This is a genomic window from Streptomyces sp. 2-1 (assembly GCF_048564895.1).
Taxonomy (GTDB): Bacteria; Actinomycetota; Actinomycetes; order Streptomycetales; family Streptomycetaceae; genus Streptomyces; species Streptomyces phaeochromogenes.
The window spans coordinates 623,149-645,960 of record NZ_CP183383.1; the positions used below are offsets into that span (position 1 = coordinate 623,149).

At 69.3% G+C, this 22,812-nt stretch carries 27 protein-coding genes and 1 riboswitch; of the genes, 14 read left to right on the forward strand and 13 right to left on the reverse strand.

Annotated features, from left to right (window positions below; all coding sequences use genetic code 11):
• The first annotated feature begins 573 nt into the window (after nt 1-573).
• Nucleotides 574-894 carry a hypothetical protein gene (locus ACN20J_RS03045; protein WP_419665129.1) on the forward strand — a complete coding sequence of 107 codons (321 nt, stop codon included), beginning with the start codon at nt 574-576 and terminating at the stop codon, nt 892-894.
• Nucleotides 895-1,004: 110 nt separating this feature from the next.
• Nucleotides 1,005-1,997 (forward strand): helix-turn-helix domain-containing protein, encoded by a 993-nt coding sequence (locus ACN20J_RS03050; RefSeq protein WP_419665130.1) that lies wholly within the window; start codon nt 1,005-1,007, stop codon nt 1,995-1,997.
• Between the two features lie 63 nt (nt 1,998-2,060).
• Here the strand turns inward: ACN20J_RS03050 and ACN20J_RS03055 are convergent, their stop codons facing one another.
• Entirely contained in the window at nt 2,061-2,810 is a 750-nt protein-coding gene (locus ACN20J_RS03055; protein WP_361918915.1) for an SDR family NAD(P)-dependent oxidoreductase, read from the reverse strand.
• A 128-nt stretch (nt 2,811-2,938) separates the two neighbouring features.
• On the opposite strand from ACN20J_RS03055, the gene ACN20J_RS03060 reads away from it, so the two are divergent.
• On the forward strand, nt 2,939-3,373 hold the full coding sequence (locus tag ACN20J_RS03060; RefSeq protein ID WP_030942118.1) for an Rrf2 family transcriptional regulator: 435 nt from the start codon (nt 2,939-2,941) through the stop codon (nt 3,371-3,373).
• A gap of 66 nt (nt 3,374-3,439) precedes the next feature.
• Here the strand turns inward: ACN20J_RS03060 and ACN20J_RS03065 are convergent, their stop codons facing one another.
• Nucleotides 3,440-4,228, reverse strand: coding sequence for a class I SAM-dependent methyltransferase (locus tag ACN20J_RS03065; RefSeq protein ID WP_361918911.1), 789 nt, complete (start codon nt 4,226-4,228; stop codon nt 3,440-3,442).
• Between the two features lie 170 nt (nt 4,229-4,398).
• On the opposite strand from ACN20J_RS03065, the gene ACN20J_RS03070 reads away from it, so the two are divergent.
• Both ACN20J_RS03070 and ACN20J_RS03075 read left to right on the forward strand, forming a co-directional pair.
• Nucleotides 4,399-5,655 carry a sensor histidine kinase gene (locus ACN20J_RS03070; protein WP_419665131.1) on the forward strand — a complete coding sequence of 419 codons (1,257 nt, stop codon included), beginning with the start codon at nt 4,399-4,401 and terminating at the stop codon, nt 5,653-5,655.
• Nucleotides 5,652-6,284, forward strand: coding sequence for a response regulator transcription factor (locus ACN20J_RS03075; protein ID WP_361918905.1), 633 nt, complete (start codon nt 5,652-5,654; stop codon nt 6,282-6,284). Before ACN20J_RS03070 ends, ACN20J_RS03075 begins: the two co-directional genes overlap by 4 nt.
• Nucleotides 6,285-6,535: 251 nt before the next feature.
• Here ACN20J_RS03075 and ACN20J_RS03080 read toward each other — a convergent pair whose 3' ends face one another.
• Nucleotides 6,536-7,021 carry a hypothetical protein gene (locus tag ACN20J_RS03080; protein WP_419665132.1) on the reverse strand — a complete coding sequence of 162 codons (486 nt, stop codon included), beginning with the start codon at nt 7,019-7,021 and terminating at the stop codon, nt 6,536-6,538.
• A gap of 195 nt (nt 7,022-7,216) precedes the next feature.
• On the reverse strand, nt 7,217-7,720 hold the full coding sequence (locus ACN20J_RS03085) for a hypothetical protein (RefSeq protein WP_419665133.1): 504 nt from the start codon (nt 7,718-7,720) through the stop codon (nt 7,217-7,219).
• Nucleotides 7,721-7,971: 251 nt separating this feature from the next.
• Between ACN20J_RS03085 and ACN20J_RS03090 the strand changes: the two genes are divergently transcribed.
• Nucleotides 7,972-8,358: a hypothetical protein gene (locus ACN20J_RS03090; RefSeq protein ID WP_419665134.1), complete on the forward strand. Its 387-nt coding sequence runs from the start codon at nt 7,972-7,974 to the stop codon at nt 8,356-8,358.
• Nucleotides 8,359-8,370: 12 nt separating this feature from the next.
• Here ACN20J_RS03090 and ACN20J_RS03095 read toward each other — a convergent pair whose 3' ends face one another.
• From ACN20J_RS03095 to ACN20J_RS03105, 3 genes are all read right to left on the reverse strand, one after another.
• A complete protein-coding gene (locus ACN20J_RS03095; protein WP_419665135.1) occupies nt 8,371-8,853 on the reverse strand; it encodes a VOC family protein in 483 nt (160 codons plus the stop codon).
• A 50-nt stretch (nt 8,854-8,903) separates the two neighbouring features.
• The gene (locus tag ACN20J_RS03100; RefSeq protein WP_419668820.1) at nt 8,904-9,719 is read right to left on the reverse strand and encodes an N-formylglutamate amidohydrolase; all 816 of its coding nucleotides are present in this window, start codon (nt 9,717-9,719) and stop codon (nt 8,904-8,906) included.
• A gap of 172 nt (nt 9,720-9,891) precedes the next feature.
• Nucleotides 9,892-10,488 carry a hypothetical protein gene (locus ACN20J_RS03105; protein WP_419668821.1) on the reverse strand — a complete coding sequence of 199 codons (597 nt, stop codon included), beginning with the start codon at nt 10,486-10,488 and terminating at the stop codon, nt 9,892-9,894.
• 270 nt (nt 10,489-10,758) lie between these two features.
• Nucleotides 10,759-10,841: riboswitch (cobalamin riboswitch) on the forward strand.
• A gap of 192 nt (nt 10,842-11,033) precedes the next feature.
• Between ACN20J_RS03105 and ACN20J_RS03110 the strand changes: the two genes are divergently transcribed.
• From ACN20J_RS03110 to ACN20J_RS03135, 6 genes are all read left to right on the forward strand, one after another.
• Entirely contained in the window at nt 11,034-12,053 is a 1,020-nt protein-coding gene (locus tag ACN20J_RS03110; RefSeq protein ID WP_372505563.1) for a FecCD family ABC transporter permease, read from the forward strand.
• A 36-nt stretch (nt 12,054-12,089) separates the two neighbouring features.
• A complete protein-coding gene (locus tag ACN20J_RS03115) occupies nt 12,090-12,860 on the forward strand; it encodes an ABC transporter ATP-binding protein (protein WP_419665136.1) in 771 nt (256 codons plus the stop codon).
• An 8-nt stretch (nt 12,861-12,868) separates the two neighbouring features.
• On the forward strand, nt 12,869-13,867 hold the full coding sequence (locus ACN20J_RS03120) for an ABC transporter substrate-binding protein (protein WP_419665137.1): 999 nt from the start codon (nt 12,869-12,871) through the stop codon (nt 13,865-13,867).
• An 85-nt stretch (nt 13,868-13,952) separates the two neighbouring features.
• On the forward strand, nt 13,953-14,291 hold the full coding sequence (locus ACN20J_RS03125) for a PadR family transcriptional regulator (RefSeq protein ID WP_189841942.1): 339 nt from the start codon (nt 13,953-13,955) through the stop codon (nt 14,289-14,291).
• Nucleotides 14,288-15,166, forward strand: coding sequence for a hypothetical protein (locus ACN20J_RS03130; RefSeq protein WP_419665138.1), 879 nt, complete (start codon nt 14,288-14,290; stop codon nt 15,164-15,166). The genes ACN20J_RS03125 and ACN20J_RS03130 overlap by 4 nt, the downstream gene beginning before the upstream one ends.
• Nucleotides 15,167-15,315: 149 nt before the next feature.
• Nucleotides 15,316-16,275, forward strand: a complete 960-nt coding sequence (locus tag ACN20J_RS03135; RefSeq protein ID WP_419665139.1) for a DUF4184 family protein — start codon at nt 15,316-15,318, stop codon at nt 16,273-16,275.
• A 54-nt stretch (nt 16,276-16,329) separates the two neighbouring features.
• On the opposite strand, the gene ACN20J_RS03140 is transcribed toward ACN20J_RS03135, so the two are convergent.
• Together ACN20J_RS03140 and ACN20J_RS03145 are read right to left on the reverse strand one after the other, a co-directional pair.
• Nucleotides 16,330-17,235: an NAD-dependent epimerase/dehydratase family protein gene (locus tag ACN20J_RS03140; protein WP_361918879.1), complete on the reverse strand. Its 906-nt coding sequence runs from the start codon at nt 17,233-17,235 to the stop codon at nt 16,330-16,332.
• Between the two features lie 38 nt (nt 17,236-17,273).
• Entirely contained in the window at nt 17,274-18,068 is a 795-nt protein-coding gene (locus tag ACN20J_RS03145) for an alpha/beta fold hydrolase (protein WP_361918876.1), read from the reverse strand.
• 182 nt (nt 18,069-18,250) lie between these two features.
• Here ACN20J_RS03145 and ACN20J_RS03150 point away from each other — a divergent pair, with 182 nt between their 5' ends.
• Nucleotides 18,251-18,730: a MarR family winged helix-turn-helix transcriptional regulator gene (locus tag ACN20J_RS03150; protein ID WP_189841938.1), complete on the forward strand. Its 480-nt coding sequence runs from the start codon at nt 18,251-18,253 to the stop codon at nt 18,728-18,730.
• 46 nt (nt 18,731-18,776) lie between these two features.
• On the opposite strand, the gene ACN20J_RS03155 is transcribed toward ACN20J_RS03150, so the two are convergent.
• Together ACN20J_RS03155 and ACN20J_RS03160 are read right to left on the reverse strand one after the other, a co-directional pair.
• The gene (locus ACN20J_RS03155; protein ID WP_419665140.1) at nt 18,777-19,586 is read right to left on the reverse strand and encodes an alpha/beta fold hydrolase; all 810 of its coding nucleotides are present in this window, start codon (nt 19,584-19,586) and stop codon (nt 18,777-18,779) included.
• Between the two features lie 46 nt (nt 19,587-19,632).
• On the reverse strand, nt 19,633-20,091 hold the full coding sequence (locus tag ACN20J_RS03160) for a cupin domain-containing protein (protein ID WP_189841936.1): 459 nt from the start codon (nt 20,089-20,091) through the stop codon (nt 19,633-19,635).
• Between the two features lie 134 nt (nt 20,092-20,225).
• Between ACN20J_RS03160 and ACN20J_RS03165 the strand changes: the two genes are divergently transcribed.
• On the forward strand, nt 20,226-20,831 hold the full coding sequence (locus ACN20J_RS03165) for a TetR/AcrR family transcriptional regulator (protein WP_419665141.1): 606 nt from the start codon (nt 20,226-20,228) through the stop codon (nt 20,829-20,831).
• Between the two features lie 38 nt (nt 20,832-20,869).
• On the opposite strand, the gene ACN20J_RS03170 is transcribed toward ACN20J_RS03165, so the two are convergent.
• Nucleotides 20,870-21,556 carry a response regulator gene (locus tag ACN20J_RS03170; protein WP_190231162.1) on the reverse strand — a complete coding sequence of 229 codons (687 nt, stop codon included), beginning with the start codon at nt 21,554-21,556 and terminating at the stop codon, nt 20,870-20,872.
• Nucleotides 21,553-22,728 carry a histidine kinase gene (locus ACN20J_RS03175; protein WP_419665142.1) on the reverse strand — a complete coding sequence of 392 codons (1,176 nt, stop codon included), beginning with the start codon at nt 22,726-22,728 and terminating at the stop codon, nt 21,553-21,555. The genes ACN20J_RS03170 and ACN20J_RS03175 overlap by 4 nt, the downstream gene beginning before the upstream one ends.
• Nucleotides 22,729-22,812: the final 84 nt, after the last annotated feature.

Sequence of the window (22,812 nt, forward strand, 5' to 3'; positions counted from 1 at the left end):
GTTCCCACAACCACGCGCAAAGAAAAAGAGGGCCCGACGGCCCCGACACCGGTCCGTCGCCGATCGACCACCGGAAGACAGACAGCAGACACCACCTCAACCACGACGGATGCCGCACCCCGCTCAACGTCATCACCACCGCCACCATTCACGGAGGCCGGGCATGCCTCGGACTCACGTGGCGATTCCCTACTGACTTCGCACGCACCGTAACAGCCCATCAACTGCATCCTTCTGACACTTCGAATCATGGCGCGTATGTTCTGTCGGGATGTCGCTGTGGTTCAAGTGCGCGCCACGCTCAGCCTCTTGATATCCGACGATAGGGGCAAACCCGGTGCATCACTGGGCCGACAAGAATGACCCGCATGGTCAACTTGGGCCGCGCCGTGACGGTTTCCAGAACAACAGAGTGGCGCTTCCTGCGTGAATGCTCACTGATGTGATAGAGACACGGCATGGATGCGGTTGGGGAGGGCGCGGCGGCGAGTCCGGCCGGCGTGCCACCTGGCTCAGACGCCCTCATGTTGGTTGCCCATCAGGAAAATGTCAGCGTTGAGCGAGAGGTCCGACGTGAGCGATTTCTACATCATTGCCATTCTTACCGGGGGCATAGCCATAGTCGCCGGCGCTATGACGTACCCGCTCCTCCGGCGTGATCTCAGCCCGACGGGAACCCTGTTAGCCGTCGGGTGCGTTGCCGTGGCCGTGGGCGCCGGCTGGCTGTTGACGCTTTTCCATGCGTTGCTCGGTTTCGCAGTCGGGCTCGTGGTCTATCTGGTGACGCGCCGTCGGTTGACGGGTACGCAGGCGATGGTGGCCGGTGGCGCCGCCTATGTCGTCGGCACACTGCTGTCCGTCGGTGCCCTGATCGTGGCCCTCAGCGGTATGTAGAGCAGAGCGTCGCCTCAAGTTGTCCGCGGGCTGGGCGGGTCAATTGGCCATTCGGGCCGTACGTCTTGCGACGACCGGGCGAGATCGAACGCAAGGAGGAAGTCAGCTGTATGGCAGACATCGAATCAGGACCGGGCACACCCCCCAGAAGATTCTCCGCAGGTCTGACCAACCCAATCACCACAGGAAAGCCCGACACTTCCCTACGGCGCAGATGGGACGTACAGGTCGGCAAGGCGGTCCCTCTGCCGCCTGCCGAATTGGCTGGTGCCGGTGATTTCCGGGTCAGCATCCACGGCACCAGACTTCACGATGCATTTATCGCAAACATAAACTACAACTCGCCGCACATCGACGGCACTTGGGTTGATTCCCGATACTTCCCCGATATGATAGCCATAGATGTGGTACGGCGTGGCACATGGCATTTCACCCGCCCGCGAGGCCGCGACAGATTCGCCGTGCCGGCAGGTCAGTTCATCGCGCGGTACAACAACTCGTCATGGCAGTTCGCAGTAGCCTCACACACGACACAGAAGTTGATGCTGCCGGTCGCTCACCTGGGACCGCTCATCCGAAAACGACCAGTCCTCGGACCGTCCGAATCCGCCGAAATGCGGCTGCTCTTGGCGCATGTACGCATGATCGACGCCACGCTGGACGAACTGTCCCCGGCCGGAGTGCATGCAGCCCGCAACGCTCTGGTCGAACTGACAATGGGGGTGCTCGCCCAGAAGACCGACGGAGCCGAGCCGCTGCTCGCTCCCGCACTCGCCCAGGCCGCCCAGGACCTCGCCAACACGCATCTCACCGACCCGGAGCTTTCTCCGGCGATGCTGGCTCGCGAGCTCAACGTCTCGGTGCGAACACTGCAACGGGCGTTCGCTGTGACCAATGAGTCCATGACCGCCTACATCCGCCGCCAACGGCTGGAGCAAGCCCGGCACGCACTCATCACGCCTCACGGCCGGCCGAGTATCTCCGAACTCGCCGCCCACTTCCAGTTCGCCGACAGCAGCCACTTCATCCGGACCTTCAAAGAGTTCTACGGCCAAACACCTGCCCAGTACGCCCGGTCCCACGGCCGCACAGCGACGCCCTAGCAGAATCTGCCGCCGCGCCCCGAAGACGGGATTTCCTTCGGGGCGCGCGGCAGGGGTTCGGGTTCAGGCGTTGTAGCCGCCGTGGGCGTCCAGCACCGCGCCCGTGACGTACGACGCGGTGGGGCTCGCCAGGAAGGCGATCGCCGCGGCGATTTCTTCGGGTTGACCTATGCGTTGCAGGGACAGCGAGCTGAGCAGGGCCTTGAGGGTCCCGGGGTCCGGCGGTTGCATGCCGCCCTCCATCAGTCCGGCCTCCACGACGTTGGCCGTGATGTCCCGGGGCCCGAGGTCGCGCGCGGCCCCCATGGTGTACCTCTCGATTCCGGACTTGGTCGCCGAGTAGTCGGCGAGGCCGGGGGCGCCGACCCGGGAGCCCAGTCCGGAACTCACCGTGATGATGCGGCCGCCCGTGCGCAGCACTCGTGAGGCGGCCCGGATGACGGCGATCACGCCGAGGTAGTTGGTGGCGTGCATCCGGTCCAGTGCGGCGGTGTCGGCGTCCGGGTCGTCCACCGTGCCAGCCACGGAGATCGCCGCGTTGTTGACGAGGATGTCCAGGCCGCCGAAGTGCGCGACCACGTCGTCGATCAGCGCCGGCGCCCGACTCGTGTCTGCCTGGTCGGACTGGAAGGCGACAGCCTTGGCTCCCTTGCCGTGCACCTCGTCGACGACGGCCTGCGCTTGCTCCTCGGAGCTGACGTACGTGAAGGCGACGTCGGCGCCCTGCTCGGCCAGCAGCCGTACGGTCGCGGCTCCCAGTCCGCGCGACCCCCCGGTGACCAGGGCGACCTTGCCCATGAGTGGCTTGCTCATTCTTCTCACCTCGTTGATTGATCCTTCCCGGCAGTCGCAACGTTAATTGTTACGACAGCCTGTTGCAACCTTTGCTGTTACGACTGCGCCGTCGTAACATGAAGCGTTGCGGCCGAGAGGAGGAGTCCATGAGCGCCAACAGCAGGCTGACCATTGCCGCCCACGCGCTGGCCTGGATCGGTCTCTACCAGCGACAGGGCCATGAGGTCGCCACCTCCGAGCAGATCGCGACCAGCGCCAACACCAACCCCGTGGTGATCAGGCGGCTGCTCGGCGAGCTGCGCAGAGCCGGGCTCGTGGAGTCCCGGCGGGGCGTGGGCGCGGGCTGGTCGCTGGCGCGCGAGCTGGAGTCGATGACCCTGCTCGACGTGTACGAGGCAGTGGAACCCGGCCCGCTGTTCGCGATGCACCGCACCACCCCGGACCAGGGATGCGTGGTGGGTTACGGCATCCAGCCGGCGATGCAGGGCATCTACGAGGGCATCGAGGAGACCCTGAGACACGAGCTGGCCCGCGTCACGCTCGAGAACGTACTCCGGGACGTACTCGCGGCACCTCGCTAGCCTCCCCGCTACGCCCTGACATCACCAAGATCCACATCCATGTTCATGTCCATGTCCAAGTCGGTGTCACTGCGGACCGAGGTCCCCATGGGTCACACGGATCTTGGACTGGCCGTGCGGGAGTTCCTCCCAGTCGTCCATGAAGCGCGCCCGCAGTCCGTGTTGTTCGGCCAGAGCCGTGAGCGTCTCGGTGCGGTAGTAGAAGTCCTCCCTCAGGACGTGGTGTTCCTCCCCCTCGGTGCGGTCGAAGGTGAAGTCGAACCAGCCGCCCGGCGCGAGCACCCGGCCGACGTGGGCCAGGCATTCGTCAATGACGGGGAGCGGCGAGTGCGAGAAGACGCTGTGGGCGTGCACCACGTCGAAGTGGGCGTCGGGCAGGAACCGCAGCGTCAGGTCGCGGACCGGGGTCAGTGTGGGGAGCCGCTGTTGCAGGCCCATCTCCACGACGGTGTCCTGGGCGGCGACGAGGATGTCGGGCGAGATGTCGATGCCGTGGTAGTGCCCGGGCTCCAGGTGCCGGATGAACCGCCAGCCGCCCCGCAGGTTGCCGCAGCCGATCTCCAGCATGCGGTGTTCCCGGCGCAGGCCGTGGCCGAGCAGGTAGTCGAACTGCATCGCGCCCAGCGCGAGCCATCGCTCCCGGCTGCGGCTGCCGACCGCCGCGTCCGGGTCGGCCCGGGTGTCGGAGCGCATCACGGCACGGTAGTAGGAGACGTGGTCGGTGTGACGGTGGCGCAGCCACAGGTCCCGGGCGGCTCGGGTCAGATGGCGTGGCACCCGGTCCGGGTGACGCAGGGCGTAGCCGATGCGGTGGCCGAGGGCGGCGCGGTTGGCGGTCAGGTTCTTCGGGGGCATGTGGTCGCTGCCTTTCCGAGGGGTACGAGGTGTGGTTTCAGCCTCGGTGCGGGAGCGGTGCGGTCGGCTCGGTCAACAGGCTGCGTTCCTGCGGAGGTTCGGGTGACGGCCGAGTCAGCCGATCGGTTGATGCGGTGCCGCGTCCGACGCGTTAGACACGGAGGATGAGGATGAGGACGAGACACAGTGATCCGGACGAACGCTGGCTGGACGCGGTCGTGCACGCCGCGTTCTTCCTGCTGCTTGGCTCCTCGTTCGTCCGCTTCCTGACCCGCGACGCCGGCGGGGCGCGCACCGGGTGGGTGGTGGCCCTGTTCGCGGTCTTCTGTCTGCTGTACGTCCTCGGTCGCTTCCTCGCTCCGGCGCCGCCCTCCGGCTCGCGCCCGACCCGGCGTCATCTGGTCTGGCTGGGCTCGGTGTCCGCGGTCTGGGTCGTGCTCCTGGCCCTCGCGCCGAGCGCCACGTGGTGCGCGATGCCACTGCTGTTCGCGGGCCTGCACGCGCTGCCCCCGCGGATCGCGGTGCCGGTGGCGGCCGTGCTCACCGCGCTGGTCGTGGCCTCCCAAGTACGCGTCGCCGAGGGCGCGTTGAACCCCAACATGGTGATCGCCCCGCCCGCCGTCGCCGCGGTCGCCACCGCCGTGATGGTGCATCTGCAGCGTCAAGGGGCCCGGCAGCGCGTCCTGATCGAGGATCTGATCCACACGCGTCAAAACCTTGTTGTCACCGAACGGCGGGCGGGTGTCCTGGCGGAGCGCCAGCGGCTGGCCGCGGAGATCCACGACACGGTCGCGCAGGGCCTGTCGAGTCAGCGGATGCTTCTCCAGGCCGCCGGGCGCGTCTGGCGGACCGACCCGGACGCGGCCCGCGAGCACGTTCACAGGGCGGCGGAGATCACCTCCCGCAGCCTCGCGGAGGCCCGTCGCTTCGTGCACGACCTGGCGCCGGCCGACCTCGCCGACGACACCCTGCCGGGCGCACTCGCCGTACTCGCCGAACGGGAGAGCGGTCCTGGGCTGACCGTGGAGTTCCGGCTCGACGGCGAGCCGGGCAGGCTGCCGGAACGGGTCGAGGCGGCGCTGCTGCGGATCGCCCAGGGGGCGCTGGCCAACGTGCGCGAACACGCGGCGGCGACCCGGGCCGCGCTGACCCTGACCTGCCTGGACGACCAGATCTCGCTGGACGTCGCCGACAACGGGCGCGGATTCGAGACGGACCCCTCGCGCGGCTCGTCCGGCCCGGCCCCGGACAGCGCGCGCGGGCACGGGCTGCCCGCCATGTACATCCGGGCCGCACAGGCGGGCGGCACACTCACCGTGGAGTCCACGCCGGGCGAGGGCACCGTCGTGTCGGCGGCGATCCCCCTGGCACCCCTGGCGTCCGTGCCCCTGTCCCCTTCGACGACCCCCAAGGAGCCCGTCCTGTGACGCCCGTCCGGCTGTTGTTGTGCGACGACCACGCCGTGGTACGTGCGGGGCTGCGCGCCCTCCTGTCCAGCGCCGACGGCATCGAAGTGGTCGGTGAGGCGGCCACCGGCGAGGAGGCGCTCGCGATGGCTGCCCGGCTGAGTCCGGACGTTGTGCTGATGGACCTCCAACTCGACGGCGGGATGGACGGCGTGACCGCCACCCGACGCCTGACCTCCGAGTGTGGTGGGACGGGCCCCCGGGTCCTGGTACTCACTATGTTCGACACCGACGCCGACATCACCCGGGCCATCGAGGCGGGCGCTACCGGCTACCTCCTCAAGGCCGAACACCCTGACGAACTGTTCACGGCGATCCGCCACGCGGCGTCCGGCCGCACGGCTCTGTCGGCCCCGGTGGCCGACCGGTTGATGACCCGGCTGCGCAGCCCGAGCCCCACCCTGTCCCCGCGCGAGCACGAGATCCTCGGACAACTCGCCCACGGCTCGGGCAACCGGGAGATCGCCCGAGCTCTGTTCATCAGCGAGGCGACGGTCAAGACCCATCTCGGGCGGATCTACGGCAAGTTGGGGGTGGAGACGCGGGCGGGAGCCGTGGCGGTCGCCAAGGAGAAACGGCTGCTGGAGTGAGCACTTTCAGCGTGGCCACCGAGTCCCGATCAGGTTGTCAGGCGGCTGTGGTGACATGCGGCGAAGACCCCATGTCGCTGCGGCACCGGCGCGGGCGGAGGCGCGTTTCGGCCTCAAGGTGGTGGCCGGCGTCATCGAAGGGACGTCGCGACATGTCCCAGCGCGATGGGGCCGACACCGACCCTGGAGCGGCGGAGAGCCCTGCCCAGGGCTATGGCTATGGCTATGGCAGCAAGCTCCGGGCTGCAGACCTACGATTCGGAGCGCAATCCCAGAGCGCTGTGCTGCACCACACCCGAGGGAAGATCACTCGTTCCCGAAGCCCTGGCAGTCAACTCAACAAGGCCGGCCCGGAGTTCGGCGGCGGGCTCACCGAGGACGATCGCGCTGATGACCAGCTCCATCATCAGACAGTCGTACTCGTCGCCCATGTTCCGGTAGCGCTTCCCATCGGCCTCCACCACAGCAGAGGCGATCTTCCTCCCACGACCAGCAGCGGGGGCAAAGGACACCTCATAGACGCCGCGACCGGTCCAACTCCGGTGCAGAAAAAGGACATCGCCTTCAACGAAGACGTTCCACTTCTCATCCATGTCCCGGGCTCGATATCCGCGCCGGATCCGGTCCCAGTCCTCGTCGGTCCAGACAGGCTCCGGCAACTGAGACACCGGCCGGGGTGTGCTGATCGGGTGGAGGCGCCGGAACGACTCTCGGGTGAGCGGGGCATCAGCAGTCATGACGCGATCTTATGAAAGCACCACTCCGCCAGGACAGCGGATTACCTCCAAGCGCAGGCAACCTGGGTGGAGGACCCCTTCAGCCGCCTTCCCGACGCGTCGGCAGAGTCCTGAACAGCAGCTTGGCAAGAACTCCTTCACCATAAACCCAGATAGCCGGAGCGGCTTGGCTCCGCCGACCACCGGCAACTCGCCTCAGCCGCAATACGTGTTGCTCAACAGCATGTTGATCCGCTTGCCGTCAGCCATGGACACCTTGTGGTCCCCCCTGCTGAAACGTCGGGCGGCGACCTGGTCCGGATTGGCGACGTTCCGTTGGAGGTCGGTGCACTGGGCATCGGCTTTGTCGATGTCCTCGGGTGCGCCCAGTGCGGGATCGATGTAGCGCAGGTTGCCTTGCAGCGCGACGACGCCTGCCGCGCGAAACGCCTCGTCGACCTGCGCGCTCGCGTCCGTAGCAGGGTCCGCCGGAAGAGCGTCGTCGGTGGGGCGGGGCGAAGCGCTCGGACTCTCGTCGGGCGTGGCGTCGGGATCCGACGATGGCGCGGCTGCCGTCGCCGACGTCCGGGGCGCGCTCGATCGGTCCTGGGTGGCCTTGTCCGTACCGTCGCTCCCACACCCTGCCAGCAGTAGTGCCACACCAGGGGTGAGGAGTGCGACGAGGACTCCTGGGCGTCGAGTGGAAAGCATCTGGCGCATGGGCTCCGCTCCGCGGTCAGGACCGGTGGCTGTTCCGGGCGAGCTCATGGTGAGGCACGGCAACCGGGACCGCTCCCGAGTAGGCCCAACTCGTCCACCACCAGGATCAGTTGGGACACAAGGCGTGACTCGCGGACTGTCCGGCGGGCATCATCTGGGGGTGCACCGGCGGCGCGGACACCGACAAGGGTGTACGCACCCGCCCGCGGCACCGCGCCAGGTCTGCACGCACCGGCCAATGGAGGGTCCTCATGATCGAGTCCGAGCTGAAGCGAGCCCTGCACCCCCATCTGCGCAAGGAGACACTGAAGGTGGCCCTGTCCGGGTACCTCGGTGCCGGATTCCGGCGTGCCGTCCTCGGGGTGACCGACCGTCGGGTGCTTCTGGTCAAGAGCTCCTACTGGTCGGTCAGCAACAAGGGACTCATGTGGGCGGATCCGCTCGACGAGGTGGCTCTCGGCAACAGACCCAGGGAGCTGCACATGAGCGGCGCCTACACGGGCAACACCTACGTCCGCATCCGCCGCGCGGACGGCAGCACGTTCCGTCTGAACCCCCGTACGAACTTCATCGGCGGGGGTGACGGCACCCGGCGCAGCGTGGAAAGCCTGTACTCATCGGTCAAGGGCCGCTTCTGAACCCATCCGTGCTCAGAAGACCAACTCGCCGACGCCCAGCAGGTTTCCCTCGCTGTCACGGAACCAGGCACCGCGTTCACCCCGTGCGCCCTTGCTCGGATAGTTCCCCTCGATCTCGGCGATGCCGTTCGTGGTGCGGAGTCCAGGCACGTCGACCTCCTCGAACACCACGCCACGCCGCTTGAGTTCCGATACGACCGTCTCGATGTCGTCGACCTCCAACGCCATCTGCGTAAAGGTCCCGGGCGAGGCCCCCGTCGACTGGAACACGACGAAGTCCGCGCCTGCGCACCGGTACAACAGCCCACCCGGCCGCTCGTCTACGGGATCCAGACCGAGTTTCTCGGAATAGAAACGTCGCGCCCGGTCCAGGTCCTGGGCGGGAAGCCTCGTCGCCACCCGTGCCCCGGCCAGAATGTTTCTGTCGTCTGCGTTCGTGTCTCCACTGTGCCGTGGGCAGCGGCCGGACGGGCGGAGGCGACAGCGGCGAGCCATGGCGCACGCCATGTGGAACCGCGCCCGTTCGCGGTGGAAGCAGGCCCGCGTCAGGCGCGCAGCGCACCGGCCGTACTCGCCATGTCGACCAAATCAGCAAGCGCGCTCGCAAGCGCATCGAGGCCGGGGCCCACCGGGCCGCCCGGCTCGGTCATGTAGACGTCCCGCCGGATCTCGATCATCAGGGCGCTGACCCGGGGGTCGGTCCCGTAGTACTTCAGCGGGACGTACGTCCCCTCGAAGGGGGTGTTGATGCCTGTGCCTCCGAAGCCCGCGAACGCCTTCTCGGCGTGGGCCAGCAGGTCGGCCGGGGTGTGGAAGGCGTCCCGGCCCAGGCAGATGGGCGGCCGGGGGCCGTCACCGTGCAGTTCGTAGGGCAGGCGCTCGGTCGGGTAGGAGTGGACGTCGATGATCACGGCCCGTCCGCCTGCTTCCAGCCGCTGTGTCACGGCGTCCGTGACGGCGGCGGCGTACGGGTGGAAGTAGCGCTCGACGAGCCGCTGTCCGTCGTGGTCGGCCGGGCGGAGCTCCTCCCGGTGCGTGGTCCGGGTGTAGACCGCGCCCATCCCGACGGCCAGCATCTCCTCACGCTCGTCGGGGAACCGTTCGGGGTCGACGACAAGCCGAGACAACTGGTTGACGAACTGCCAGGGCTCAGTTGCGCAGCGTTCGGCTGCCGTCGCCGCGATCCGGGCGGTGTGCGAGTCGGTGATGTGGCCCAATTCCCCTTCCAGGGCGGCATCTTCGAGCACGATGCCTCTCCGCACGTCCTGCGGAATCACGCGCGATGAGTGCGGGACGTGCAGGATCACAGGGGAGTCCGGCGCGCCGGCCACGAGACGGTAGGAAGCCGACAGGTCGTTCATTCTGGAGTCCTCGATGCGGGCGCGTGGGGATTGGCGGTGGGCGCTGGTGCGGGTGCGGGTCATGCGTCAGGGCATGTGCACCCTTCCTACTACACCGACCAGTCGAGCCGGAGGGGTGCGCGGGCCGCACGGCGGACCGGCGGGAGTGGCCACCCCTCCAGCAGGGGCCGGGTTACAGGCCGTCGCGGACCATGGCTGCGACGATCTGGACGTGGCGATTGGCTGCCGTGCCGGAGAACTCGTTCTCGTAGTTCAGGCCGTAGGGCCAGAAGTGGCCGCCGCCGGTGGACAGCGTGGCACCGGAGCCGTCGAACTGCTTGACGAGCGCTGTGGCTTGGGCTCCGCGCCAGGTCCCGCTGCCTCCGAGGGAGGACCAGCCGGAGCTCGTACCCACGCCGATGGTGTGGGCGATCTCGTGCAGCGCGGTCCGCTCGGTCATGTAACTGCGGTTGCCGAAGCGGATGGTGCCGTTGATGTTGCCGTCGGCCGTGGGTACGCCCGGGTCGTAGCGGACGGTGATGGTCTTGCCGAGGTCGCTCACGTTGTTGTAGCGGGACACCGCGGCGTTCATGGCCGTCGTGATGAGGTTGTACGCCGTCTGCTGGTCCTGGGTGGGGTTGGCGGCCCGCTCGAGGGTCCACGTGATGGTGGCCGCCGCCACCTGTTCCTTGGGGGCCGGGGCCGCCTGAGGTGCGGCCTGCGCGACGCCGGGCCCGACCACTAAGGCTCCCGTCAGCGCGGCTATGGCCACCTTCCTTCGCCAGGGCATGGTCGGTCGCACAGTGGGCTCCGGGGTCTGTCGTGGGGTCATGGAGAGGTGCTCCTGTGTGTGGGGGGGATGTGGAGGTTGAGCCGTCGGGTGCGGAGATGACGGCTTGAACAGTCCATGCCGTGGCCGACATTTCAAGCGTTGTTCGAAATGCCGATCAGACGTACTGCTGTCAGAACCTCCGTCAGTATCCAGTCGTTGACCGCGACGTCAAGTGCCCCAGCCCATCCGCCACTTCCCCGGTTTGCTACGCTCCCGTCGCTGCCTGTGGGGGAAGTCCGGTGAGAGTCCGGCGCTGACCCGCAACGGTGTGCGTGGCGAACCCGTCGTTCGTCGCGCGAGCCCGATCGCCCGTAGGTGGTGCGACCCGTTGACTGCTCGCCGTGGACTGCGAGAGGGGACCGCACGGCTGGCGTGTCGTACGGGCTGCCTCTTTTCTTGACGTTCAGGCGGCCTCAGATGAAGGACCGCCCCCGACCGTGCGCCGAAGTCCGAGCTCGATCCCGAACCCAACCCCGAACCCGAGCCCGAGCCGAATATTCGTCGTGCCGTTGGTCGTTGGGCTGGGACTGCTGCTCCTCGTGTCGATCGTGTGCGGGGTGGCTCTCGGGGCCGCGGGGGTCGGCTGGGCGGACGTGCAGCGGTTTCTGTGGGCCGGGTTCACCGGCGGGACGGTGCATGCCGGGGATGTCGCCGCGTACACCATCGTCTGGGAGATCCGTCTGCCGCGTGTCGTGCTCGGTGCTGTCGTCGGAGCGGGGCTCGCGGCCGTCGGTGTGGCGGTGCAGGCGATGGTGCGCAATGCGCTCGCCGACCCGTTCGTGCTGGGTATCTCCTCGGGCGCGGCCGTGGGTGCCAACGCCGTCATCCTGCTCGGCGCGTTCGCGGGGCTGGGGGTCTGGGCGCTGTCGTTGTCTGCGTTCGTCTCGGCCCTCGCGGCGATGGTGCTGGTGTACTCCGTGGCCCGGTCGGCGCACGGGTTGACGCCGCTGCGGCTGATCCTGACGGGGACGGCTCTGGCGTACGGCTTCGAGGCCGTCACCACCGTGATGGTGTTCGGCGCGGCCCGGGGCGAGGCGGCCCGGTCGGCGATGATGTGGCTGCTGGGAAGCCTGGGCGGCGCGACGTGGGCGCAGGTCCCGCTCGCCGCCGTGACCGTGGCGGCCGGGTGGGCGTGGTTGCGGTGGCGCGCCGAGGCGCTCAACGCGCTGGCCATGGGTGACGAGACCTCGGCCGCGCTCGGTGTCCAACCAGGGCGGCTGCGCCGGGAGTTGTTCCTTGTCAGCGCGGCTGTGACCGGGACCGTGGTCGCGGTCAGCGGGGCCATCGGGTTCGTCGGACTGATGGTGCCGCATGTCGTGCGGATGCTGGTCGGTGCCGATCACCGGCGGGTACTGGCGGTGGCTCCGCTCGCCGGCGCCGTCCTGCTCGTGTGGGCGGATCTGCTGTCCCGGCTGCTGTTGGCGCCCGCCGAACTGCCCGTCGGGGTGATCACAGCGGTGGTCGGTGTGCCCGCCTTTCTGCTGCTCATGCGGCGCGGCGGCTACGCCTTCGGGGGCCGCTGATGGCCACCGAGTCAGATCTGAGGAGGGTGGGCGGCCATGCGGCTTGACCTGGAAGGCGTGGCGGTCGAGGCCGCCGGGGTCCGACTGGTCGACGACATCCGACTCGCCGTCGACAGCGGTGAGTTCGTCGGTCTTGTCGGCCCGAACGGCAGCGGCAAGTCCACACTCCTGCGCTGCGTGTACCGGGCGCTGAGCCCGGCGGCGGGCACCATCCGGATCGACGGGGACGACGTACACGCCATGTCGCCCAGGGCCGCCGCCCGGGTGCTGGCCGCACTGCCGCAGGAGTCGTCGGCCGAGTTCGACTTCACCGTCGCCGAGGTGGTCGACATGGGCCGGCTGCCGCACCGGGACCGTACGGCCGCCGGGGACCGTTCCGTGTGCGCGGACGCCATGGCCCGCACGAGTGTCGCGCACCTCGCCGAGCGCGGGTTCCTCTCGCTGTCCGGTGGTGAGAAACAGCGCGTCCTCATCGCCCGCTCCCTCGCCCAGCAGCCCAAGGTGCTCGTCCTCGACGAACCCACCAACCACCTCGACATCGCCCACCAGTTGGACGTGCTCTCACTGGTACGAGGCAGCGGCCTGACCGTGCTGGCCGCCCTGCACGACCTCAACCTGGCCGCCGCGCACTGCGATCTCCTGTACGTCATCGACGGCGGCCGAATCGTCGCCTCGGGACCACCGCACGACGTGCTCCAACCGGACCTGCTCGCCGGGGTGTTCGGGGTCCGCGCGCATCCCGTACGGCATCCGGAGACCGGCGCCGTACAGCTCCTCTTCGACCGGCTCCCGCTCACCACCCCGTAAGGATCCCCATGCGCAAGTTCCTCTCCGCTGCCCTGTGCCTCGCCGCGACCGTCACGACCGCCGGTTGCGGCGCCAGTATCGAGTCCTCCGGCGACGCGAAGTCCTCGTCGGTCGGCCTGACCAACTGCGGCCGGAAGGTGACGTACGACGAGGTCCCGAAGCGGGTGGTCACGAACGATGTCGGGATCACGGAGCTGATGTTCGCGCTCGGCCTTGAGGACCGTATGGCCGGGTTCGCCATGCCCGACGACAAGGGCGATCTCAGCGGCGTGCCCTGGAAGGACGGCTACGACAAGGTGAAGTGGCTGTCGAAGGACCAACTCACCAAGGAGAACGTCCTCGACGCCCGCGCCGACCTCGTCTTCGCCGGCTGGAACTACGGCTTCCGCGACGACAGCGGCTTCACCCCCGAGGCGCTGAAGAAGCTCGGCATTCCCTCGTACATCCTCACCGAGTCCTGCCGCAACGGCCGCACCAAGACCTCGCGCGGCCTCATGCCGCCCCTGGACGCCCTGTACGCCGACCTCACCAATCTCGGAAAGCTGTTCGGCGTCGAGAAGCGGGCGGCCACGCTGATCGCCGACTTCAAGAAGCAGATCGCCGACGTACGGGCAAAGGCACCCGAGGGCGCCGAGCGGCCCAAGGTCTTCCTCTACGACAGCGGGCAGGACCAGCCCTTCACGTCCGGCCGTTACGCCGCCCCCGAGCAGATCATCAGCAAGGCAGGCGGCGTCAACGTCATGCACGACGTCGCCGACTCCTGGACCACCACCGGCTGGGAGAGCGTCGTGGAGCGCGACCCGGATGTCATCGTGATCTGCGACTACGGGGACGTGAGCGCCGAGCAGAAGAAGAAGTTCCTGCTCTCCTACGCCCCGCTGCGCAACGTCTCCGCCGTCAAGCACCGGCGGATCTTCGTCCTCGACTACGTCGACCTCGTCGAGAGCCCGCGCAACCCGGCGGCCATCGCCCGCCTCGGTGCGTACCTGCGGACGACGGTCGAGTGACCCGACCCTCCCCTAGTCCCTGGCCCTGGCCCTCGCCCTCGCCCTCGCCCCTAAGAAGGTCCGTCGGACGGAATACTCTGCTGGTATGAGTGAACGAGGAATGCAGGAGCTGGCCCTGCTGCTGCTGACGGCGCTGGCAGATGCGCCTCGGCACGGATATGCCGTCGCTCAGGAGGTCAAAACCATCACCGACGGCCGGGTGGTGCCGCGTACCGGGGCGCTGTACGGGGCGCTGGACCGGCTGTTGGCGGAGGGTTTGATCCAGGTGGAGCGTGAGGAGGTGGTGGGCGGCCGGGCACGCCGGATCTTCGCTCTCGCTCCCGCCGGGCGGGAGCGGCTGGAGGCCGAGGCGGAGCGGTTGGCCGCCACCGCCCGGGAGGTCAGGCGGCGTCTGGGCACCGGCGGGGCGGCGGCGCTGACGTGACCGACCCTCTCCTGCGTCTGTATCCGGCCGCGTACCGTGCCGCGTACGGGCAGGAAATCGTCGATGTGCACCGGGAGATGACGGCGGACATGCCGCGCGTGGCCCGGCTGCGTGCGGACGCCGACCTGGCCGCGCACGCCGTACGGGTTCGACTGGGCCTCGACTCGGCGTCGCCCGCGGGACGCTTCTTCGCCCTGGCCGCCCCGTTCGCCCTGGCGGCCGGTGCGGTGGACAGCGGGCTGCACCTGACGCGCTGGTACGCAGGACTCGTTCGCTCGCCCGCCCCGGTGTGGATCCAGCTCTCCACGATGGATGGCGCCCGGACCCTGTACTTGCTGCTCTCACTGTTGGTGTGCCTCGGCGCGGTCATCGCCTTGGCCGGGCGATGGCTGCCGGGTGCGGGGATGGCCGTGTTCGGGCTGGTGGGGACGGCCGTGCAGTGGGCTGTTGCCACGCCCTCGCCCGGCGGGGGGGCGATCGCTCCTGTCACCGCGGCCCTGCTGACCACCGCCGTCGTGCTCAGCTGCCCTCCTGATCGACGCGGTGACAGGCAACTGTCCACGGCAGCCGGGGTGATGGCCGCTGCTGCGTGGTTTCCCGTCGTGGTCGTGGACACCGGGGCCTTCGGCGTGACGACGGACTATGGCGCCTGGCCGATGCTCGTGCTCGCTCTTACGGGGGCCGTCCTCGCCGTACGCGCGCGTTCCTCCGGTCTGCGTGAGCTCGGGGCGATGGCGGTGGCTTCTCCGCTTCTGGTCGCGCACGCGTACACGGATGCCTGGCTCGAAGTCCGGCCTGTATTGGGACTGTTCCTCCTGCTGCCGATCGCGGCGGCGCTCACCGCGTGCTTCCAGATCGTTCGCCGCCGGCGCTGACACAGCCGCATCACCCAGGTCGACGGCCGCCGGCGATTCGACCGCGCTTGCGATAGTCCGTTGAAGTGAATACTCTCCCCGGTGTTCTATTCGTGAGTTCCTTCGGGAGCTCCTTCGTGAGTTCCTTCAGGCCAGGGAAGACCATCGAATTGCCATTCACCGTGTCCCACCCCGCCGCCGTGCTCCCGCTGATGCGCCGCCCGTTCGTTCCGGCTGCTCTGGTCGCGGGAGCCGTGGCACCCGACGTCCCGTACTTCCTCGCCCGCATCGGCGTATCGGAGACCGGCCCCCATGACTGGTACGGGCCGCTCCTCAACGCCACTGAGACCCACTCCTTCGATGCGGGCCTGTTGGTCGGCTTGCCCCTTGCCGTCGGCTTGGTCGCTGCGTACCGGATGCTGCGCGCGCCGGTCACCGCCCTGTTGCCGTCGCGCTTCGGCCTTCCGGAATCGGAGCGGGTGCCCGGCCTGCGCGCCAAGGCCGGGCACACGATGTGGCTGCTGGTCTCCGCGCTGATCGGCATCGCCTCCCACCTGGCATGGGACTCCTTCACGCACGGCGACGGCTTCCTGGTCACCCATGTGGAGGCGCTACGAGCGTCAGCCGTGGGTGGCCTGACGGTCGCTCGGCTGTTGCAGTACGTGAGTACCGTCTTCGGCCTGGCGGTCGTCGGTCGGCATCTTTGGCGGCGTCGCGACCGGCTGCGCGCCCAGGGCGGCACCGTGGCCCGCCTGGGTCCTGTCATGCGGTGCAGCGTGGTGGGTCTGCTGGTCCTGTCCCCCGTGCTGGGCGGCGCCGCGCATGCCCGCGCCGACTTCAACGCCTACCGCCATGTGACCGAAGTGGACTACGGCCACCCGACCACCGTCGACTTTGGAGACGGTGCGAGCGAGACCACTTACCCGTCCAAGACGGTCCGGGCCCCCTGGGGCACCCTCGCCGAAGGCGTGCTGACCGGGGTCGCCACGAGAGCGGGCGCCGCCTTCGCGGGCGCTGTGCTGTTGTACGCCGCTGTCTGGCAGATCGGGGATGCCACCCGCCGCCGCCCGATGAGGAGGACCAGCTCCACGCTCTCGGTCCGGTCCTCCACGCCGCCGTCCTCTGGATGACCCGCCACCTCGTCGCGACCCGCGCTCGACGATCGCGGTGTCTTCTGCGGGGTCTCAGCCGTCGGTCTGGGCGGACTTCCATGCGCGGTAGTGCTGCTCGGGCGCGTCGGTGAAGGAGGCGTGGCGTGGGCGCCAGCCGAGCAGGCGGTGGGCCTTGGCGCTGGTGACGAGTTCGTCCTGGTCGGCGGCCATCTGCATCATGCCGCCCGCTTCGGCGGTCTCCAGGGTGATCTCGCCGGTGAAGCCGGCGGCACGGACGGCGGTCTGCTGTATGTCCAGGGCGCGCAGACGCTGGTCGTCGGCGATGACGAAGACCTCGCCATCGACGGCTGTGGGGTTGTCGAGGATGCGTACGTAGGCGTCGGCGAGGTCGTCGACGTGGATCCAGCTCCAGCGCTTGGTGGTGTCGCCGTAGAAGACGGGCTTGCCCTCCTCGGCGGCGGCGAACCACTGGCCGGTCATGGAGGTGGTGGCCGGGCCGCCGTACATGAAGCCGGGACGGACCACGGTGTGCGCGAGGCCGCCGGCGGCAAGCTCCTTCTCCAGGGCGAAGCGGAAGCCGATGGGGCTCTCGGGGTTGCCGGGGGTGTTCTCGTCCATGAGCGCGAGTCCGGTGCGGCCGTAGGAGGAGATGCCGGTCGTGAAGACCAGGTGGCGGTGGCGCCCGTCTCGCTCCTGCGCCGCGGCCAGTTCGGCGAACAGCCGCTGGTCGCCGCCGACGGGGTCGCTCATGTCCATGAGCAGGTGCACCACCGCGTCCGTGCCCTCCAAGTGGGCGCGCCACGTCTCGGGTTCGGAGAAGTCGCCCCGTACAGGGGTGACTTCATTGACGGCGAGCTCCCGGGCGGCCGGGCCGTCGGTGTCGCGGGCCAGGCCCAGGACAGTGTGTCCCGCGCGGGACAGGGCGGTGGAGACGCGGCGGCCGGCGTAGCCGGTGGCGCCGATGACGAGGACCTTCATGACAACGTGCTCCGTTCGGTGTGGTGCGGATTCCCGCGTCAGACGGCCGGGGTGGTGGTGAAGAAGCGGGCCAGGCGTTCGGCGGTCCATTGCGGGTTGTCGGCGGCGAAGGTGTGAGCGGCGCCGGGGACGATGTCCGCGCGCACATCCGTCGCGGCGTCGCGGGCGCCGTCCAGCAGAACCCCTTGGGGCAGGCCGTGTTCGCCGTTCAGGACGAGGACCGGCATGCCGACCGGACCGTACGCGCGGGCCGCTCGGCCGTCCTCGACGAGCGTGGCGTAGTGCTCGAAACCGCCGCGCATCGCGTCGGGCCCCGTGTAGACGCGCAGAAGGTCGGCGCGGTCGGCGTCCGTGATGCCGCCGCGGGTCATCATCGACCAGAACCCGCCCAGGTACTGCTCCTCCTTGCCGTCGGTGAGCATCGCGGCCAGGTCGCTCTGGGCGTGGAAGCCGAAGTGCCACGAGCCTCCGGTGGCATGGTTCATGTGATCTTCGAGGCCGTATCCGGGCAGGAACGCCTCGCTGAGCACGAGACGTGTCACGTCCTGCGGATACGCCTGGGCCCAGGCGTGGGCGGTCATGGTGCCGACGTCCGTGCCGACCACCTGCGCCTCGTCGTGCCCCAGGTGGTGGAGGAGCTGGTGGAGGTCCTCGGCCTCGTCCCGTTTGGTCCAGCGCCCGGCCGGGATCGAGGAGTCGCCGGAGCCGCGAAGATCCGGCGCGATGACGGTGAAGCCCCGCTCGGCGAGCAGCGGCATCAGCGCGCGCCACTCGATCCAGCTGAACGGCCAGCCGTGCAGCAGCACGACGGCGGGTCCGGACCCACCACTCACGTAGTGCACCCGAACGCCGTTGACCTGGGCATATCCGTGACTGAACCCGTCCGGCACCACAGCCTGAACCGGGGAAATGGGTGATGTTGTCGGTGATGTGGGTGGTATGCGAGAGCCTCCAAAGTTGCTTGCTTCAGCAACAATGACTCCTGATTGCTTGCTTCGTCAAATAGACTGGGCGCATGCCTGCCGACACCGACCCCGCACCCTTGTCCCCGGACGAGCTTCAGCTCTGGCAGAGCCTGGGACGCCTCGTCCACGCGCTGCCCCGCGCGCTGGAGGACGACATGTCCCGCACCGGCGTCACCATGACCGAGTTCGCCGCCCTGCTGCTCCTCAGCTCCGCCCCCGACAGGCGGATGCGCATGTCGGCCCTGGCCGACGCCGCCGGGCTCACTCCCTCGCGCATCACCCGCGTCGTCGACGGCCTGAGCAAGCACGGGCTGGTCCGCAAGGAACGCCACGGCGAGGACGGCCGGGGCAACGACGCCATACTCACCGAGTCGGGGCTCCACGCCATGCAGGCGGCGCAGCCCGCCCATCTGGCCAGCGCCCGTCGCCGTTTCCTGGACCAGATCCCCGACGAACTCGTCCCCGCTCTCGCCAGCACCTTCGCGAGCCTCGCCGACTCACTGTCCCAGCCCGGTCGAACGGCGCCCTGACTCCCCCGCTACGCCCGGAAGCCGCGGCGGGCTCCCTTTCCGGCAGTCAGTGCCGCGGCCGGTCAGTGGCGTGGGCGTCGGTGAAGTCCCAGAGCACCGGCAGGAGTTGCTCGGGCGTCTCGGCCTGGGGCATGTGGCCGGTGCCCTCAAGCAGCCGGAACTCCGCGTCGGGGATGGCCTGTGCGTACGCACGCCCGTAGTCGGCGTCCACGACCTGATCGCTCGCACCCCACGCGACCAGGGTGGGGTGGGCGACCTTGGCCAGGCGGTCGGTCAGGGTCGGGTCGGCCATGGCGTGCGGGCCCGAATAGACCTGCAGGGTGGCCCGGTTGGCGGCCATCACCGTGCGCTGCGCCTCGGTCAGCGCGCTGGGGTCGAAGCTGAACTTCGAGGGGTCGTGGAAGGAGAGACGGGACAGTTCGACGGGCGTCAGGGAGAAGGTGTCGGCTATCGGGTGGCCGGGGACCTGGATGCCGACGGCGTTGACGAGGGTGAAGCTGCTGATCCGGTCGCTGCCCAGGGCCGCCAGTTCGGCGGCGATCCAGCCGCCGATCGAGTTGCCGACGACGGCGACGTCGCGCAGGTCGAGTGCGTCGAGCAGCCGAGCGTAGACCTGGGCCAGCGTCGTGACGTCGGTCAGCCAGTCGGGGCGGTCGGTGCCGTCGAAGCCGGGATGGACCGGCGTGAACACCCTGGCCGGCCGCTGCTCGGCCAGGAGTCCGGCGAACGGCGTGACGGTCTGCGGGCCGCCGCCTCCGTGCAGGAGCAGGAAGGGGTGCCCCTGCTGTCCGTGGAGGTCGACGGTGACGTCGAGGGTGCCCTGGTCGAGCGTGAGGGTGTGGGTGGTGCGTGTCATTCGGTGCTCCTCAAGTGGGCCGTGCGGTAAGGAAGATGAGGTGCCGTCACACGAAGTCGGTCGCGGGGACCGTGGCGTATCGGCTCATGACCTCGACCGTCGATTCCGGGGTCAGTTCCCCGCCGCCGGCGATCATGTTCCGCAGGTCGCGGAAGTACTGGACGTACAGGTCGGGCGTGAAGGTATTGATCATCACCGCGGGTGTGTCGCCGAGGTTGGCGAAGGTGTGCGGGGCGCCGGGCGGGATCATGGCGAGCGTGCCGGCCGGGGCGACGTGGGTCGCCTCCCCGATGGTGAAGTGCACGGTGCCGGAGACGACGTAGAAGCCCTCGTCGTGCTGGGCGTGGCGGTGCTGCGGCGGGCCCTGGGTGTGCGGGGCGAGCGTGATCTCCCCGATTCCGAGGCGGTGCCCGGTGGTGGTGCCGTCCTCGATGATGCGCATCTGTGTGGGGCCCAGCTGGATCGTCTCGCCGTCGCCCGGGCCGACCACCGAAACCGTGCTCATGGTTCCTCCTGCGCAATCCTTCGTGAGAGTTGACTCTCATGAGAGTAGAGAAGCCGAGCCTCGTTATGCAAGTGAACTCTCATAACGCGTGTCGGCTGCTAAAATGCGTGTGAGCCAACAGGAGGAGTCCCACGATGACGGCGCAGGCGGGTACCGGCCGCACCAACCAGAAGCAGCGCACACGGATGGCGATCGTGGCGGCCGCCCGGGACCTCATCGGCACGGGCGCCGAGGTGACCATGCCCGCGATCGCCCGGGCGGCCCTGGTCTCCGAGGCCACCGCCTACCGGTACTTCCCCGACCTCCCCTCGCTGATCAGCGAGGCACTCGCCGGTGTCTGGCCGCCTCCCGCAGAGGCGCTCGCACCGGTCGCGGACTCCCCCGACCCCGTCGAACGCGTCGCTTTCGCCTGCGAGTTCCTGTTGCGCGGCATCCACTCCCGCCAGGGCTCGGTCCGCGCGATGATCGCCGCCACCATCGCCCGGCCCGAGACGGTGACCACGCGCCCGGGGATCCGCTTCGGACTCATCGACCATGCGCTCCTCCCCCTGGAGGGCACCCTCGGCGCGACGGCCCCGGACGCCTTCGCGCAGCTCAAGAGGGACCTCGCGGTGGTCGTGAGCGCCGAGGCGTTCTTCACCCTCACCGATCTGTGCGGCCTCGACCCCGACGAGGCCATCGCCAGTGCCGTACGGACCGCGACCACCCTCACCGAGGCGACAGTGCGCTCGATCGCCTGACGCGCCTTACGGCCGACCGCCCGGAGTGCCGCGGATCGCTATTCGAGGCCCTCGGCGAGACGGAAGTCGTCGTCGACCAGGCCCAGTCGGTGAGCCACGACCGCCGCCTGGACACGGTTGCGCAGTCGCAGTTTGTCCGTGACGGAGGCGACGTGGGTCTTGACCGTGGTCACGCCGAGGTGGAGGGATTCGGCGATCTCGGCGTTGGACTGTCCGACGCCGACGAGGGCGAGTACGTCTCGTTCGCGGGGTGTGAGGGTTGCCAGAATCGCCGGGTCGGCCGTGTCGCCGGTGACGTCCTGGTGGTGTGACTGGACGGCGCGCCGGACGACACGCGCCATGACCGCGGGAGCGAGCAGCGACTCGCCCTGCGCCGCTCGCCGTACGGCGGCGAGCATCGCGTCGGGCTCGCCGTCCTTGAGCAGATAGCCGACGGCCCCGGCGCGCAGGGCACCGTAGACCTCGGCGTCGTCGTCGAAGGTCGTGAGCATCACGATGCGCGTCGCCGGGAGGGTCTTGAGGATGCGGCGGGTGGCCTCGATCCCGTCGACTCGTGGCATGCGCAGGTCCATGAGGATGACGTCCGGGCGCAGCCGCTCGGCCATGCGTACGGCTTCGAGCCCGTCCGTGGCCTCACCGACCACGTCCTCCCCGGCCGTACGCAGCAGGAGGGTGACCCCGGCCCGTACGAGGGTCTGGTCGTCGACGACGAGTACGCGGATCATGAGCGGGCTCCGAGGGGCAGCGTGACGCGCAGTCGCCAGCCGCCGGTGCGGGTGGGGCCGGCGGCGAGGGTGCCGCCGAGGATCTCGACGCGTTCGCGCATGCCTGCCAGGCCGTGGCCCGACGCGGGCAGGGTGGGGTGCGGGCCGACCGGGCCGGAGTTGGCCACCTCCACCGACAGTTGGGTGTCGTCGACGTCCACGGTGGTTTCGACCTCGGCGCCCGGGCCGGCGTGCTTGAGCGCGTTGGTGAGTGCCTCCTGCACCACGCGGGCGGCCGTCACCCGGAGCGTGAGCGGTGCCTCTGTCGTGCCGTCGTCGAGGTGGGCGACCACGTGCAGTCCGGCGGTACGGCTGCGCTGGACCGCGTCGGCGATCATCTGCTCGGGGTCGACGAGGGACTCCTGCTCGGAGGGGTTCCGCAGCACGCGCAGCAGGCTGCGCAGGTCGACGAGGGCCTGGCCCGCGCTGGTGTGGATCGCGCCCAGAGAGTCGACGGCCACGCTCAGGCGCTGTTCGGGGTCGGGTGCGTGGGTGGCGGCGTACTGGGCCGTTCCTGCCTGCAGCGCGATCGCGGACACGTGGTGTGCCACCAGGTCGTGCAGATCCCCTGCGATCCGGGCGCGCTCGGCCAGCCGGATGGCCTGCATTTCGGCGTCCCGCCGCTGCTCGGCGTCGCGGACCCGCTCCTCGGCGACGGCAGCGGCCAGGCGGACGCCGGCGAGGTAGCGCCCGAAGGCGACCGGCGCCGCCACCGTCAGGGCCAGCGTGACGATCCGCACCAGCCCGTCGACGCCGGTCAGCAGCCCGCCGTCGTCGCTGCCGAACGCCACGAGGATCGTCGCGTACCCGACGAGGTACGCGGCGGCGGTGGCGAGCCAGCGGTGCCGGTACGCCACCGCTCCCAGCGCCACCACCCCCGCCAGCGGGGCGACATGGCTGCCCTCGGGAAGGACGGAGTCGCCGACAAGGGTCAGGACGACCTCGACCGCGAAGACGATCAGGGGCACATGGCGTACGAGGCCGAGCGCCACGGCAGCCGTCCCGACCAGGACCCACTCCGTGGCCCCGCCGCCGGACGATGGGCCCAGGACGATGCTCACCGCACCGAGCCCGCCCGCGACGGCCACGATCGCGGCGTCGAGCCAGGACCACCGAGCACGGAATCTCTCCACCTGGCCAGACTACGGCGCGATCGCCGACGGCCCCCTCCTCCGACCGGTCGCCCCGTCTCCTCCTTCTGGCCGCGGATGCGGCCC